This is a genomic window from Thioalkalivibrio sp. ALE16 (assembly GCF_000381305.1).
Lineage (GTDB): Bacteria > Pseudomonadota > Gammaproteobacteria > Ectothiorhodospirales > Ectothiorhodospiraceae > Thioalkalivibrio.
Map to the genome: position 1 here is coordinate 1 of NZ_KB906389.1, position 1677 is coordinate 1677.

The 1677-nt window shown below is 61.1% G+C and carries 2 protein-coding genes; both read left to right on the plus strand.

Annotated elements, in window-relative coordinates; genetic code table 11:
* The first annotated feature begins 109 nt into the window (after positions 1–109).
* Positions 110–553 (plus strand): IS200/IS605 family transposase, encoded by a 444-nt coding sequence (gene tnpA / locus F627_RS0115445; RefSeq protein WP_019584588.1) that lies wholly within the window; start codon positions 110–112, stop codon positions 551–553.
* Positions 550–1659, plus strand: coding sequence for an RNA-guided endonuclease TnpB family protein (locus tag F627_RS0115450; protein ID WP_019584589.1), 1110 nt, complete (start codon positions 550–552; stop codon positions 1657–1659). Before tnpA ends, F627_RS0115450 begins: the two co-directional genes overlap by 4 nt.
* The last annotated feature ends 18 nt before the right edge of the window (positions 1660–1677 follow it).

Here is a 1677-nt window from a genome sequence, read left to right on the forward strand (position 1 = left end):
ATCACCAAATAGGCGCGAGAAGCCCCTGGCTTTAGCCATGGGGAGGGATAGCGCCGGTTTTTCGTACGCGGGTTGTGCTAATCGGTATGACTCTGGATAATACGCATCCATGGAGTATCGATCCAACCGCAACGTGGTGTTTGCCTGCCAGTACCATGTCATTTTCTGTCCGAAGTATCGGCGGAAAGTGCTGGTCGGCGAGGTGAGCGATCGGCTGAAGGTCATTGCCCGCGACGTAGCTTCGGAGAACGATGTCGAGATCATCGAGATGGAAACGGATCGGGATCATATCCATCTACTGGTCAGTGTGGACCCCCAGTGGGGCATTGCCCGTTTCGTCAAGACGCTCAAGGGCCGCAGCTCGCGGATGCTGAGGGCGGAGTTTCCGTCCTTGCGGAGCAAGCTGCCCACGCTGTGGAGCAACAGCTATTTCGTCTCGACGGTCGGCGGGGCGCCTTTGGCAATGGTCAAGCAGTACATCGAAAACCAGCCGACCTCCGAGCGTCCGAAAGAGCGTGAGAAGTGGGCCCGCTACCTGGAGGGACTGCGTTGACCGCACCAACTCCAACCGCGATCAAGACCCTCAGCGTGCGGGTGAAGGACCGGCATGCCAGGGTGCTGGATCGGATGGCGATCGAGGTCAACCAGGTCTGGAACCTGGCGAATGAAATGGCCTATGAGGCATGGCATGTACCGGTGCCGGGCGTGGGCTGGATCCAGGGCGTATGGCGGTCGGCCTTCGACATCCAGAAGGCGATGGCCGGCATCAACAAGCAGCGTGGCTGGATGATCGGATCGGCCGTCATCCAGGAAGTCATCGCTGTGCATGGGAAGTCCCGAAACCAGTTCAAACGCAGCAAGCTGCGCTGGCGGGTCTCCCGGGGCGCGAAGCGTAGCCTGGGCTGGATTCCGTTCAAGTCCCGGGCCGCCCGGTTCGAGGGCGGGAAGGTCCGCTTTGCCGGGCAGAGCTTCTCCGTGTGGGACAGCTACGGCCTCGATGATTTCCCGTTCCGCGCCGGCAGTTTTGCGCAGGACGCGCGCGGACGCTGGTACTTCAATGTCCAGGTCGAGGCGCCGGTTCAGCCCCGTTCCGAAGGCACCCGGGCCATCGGTATCGACCTTGGGCTCAAGGATGTCGCGGCGTGTTCGGACGGCACCCGGCTCGAAGGGCGAAAGCCCTATCGGACGCTGGAGCAGAAGCTGGGCATCGCCCAGCGTGCGCGCAAAAAGCAGCGCGCCAAAGCCATCCACGCCAAGATCAAAAACCGGCGCAAGGATGCGCTACACCAGTTCAGCAGCCGCCTCGTTAAACAGAACGCTGCGATCTTCGTCGGCAACGTGAGTAGTTCCAATCTGGCCAAAACCCGCATGGCGAAGTCCGTGCTGGACGCCGGGTGGTCCACGCTCCGAACCCAACTCCAGTACAAGGCGATCGCGCATGGGGTTTGGTTCGAGGAAGTCGACGAAGCCTATACCACCCAAGCCTGTTCGTGTTGCGGCGCTATCGGCCCCAACAGTCCGAAAGGTAGAGCAGGCCTTGGAATAAGAGAATGGACCTGTCATGCGTGCGGTATCGCGCATGACCGCGACATCAATGCCGCAAGGAACATTCTCGCGCTCGGGCACGAGCGTCTCGCAGGAGGAATCCCCCGGGTTTAGCCGTGGGGAGGGTGTCAA

Coding starts and splice junctions, on each gene's coding strand:
- tnpA (WP_019584588.1), top strand. CDS start 110: ATGGAGTATCGATCCAACCGCAACGTGGTGTTTGCCTGCCAGTACCAT.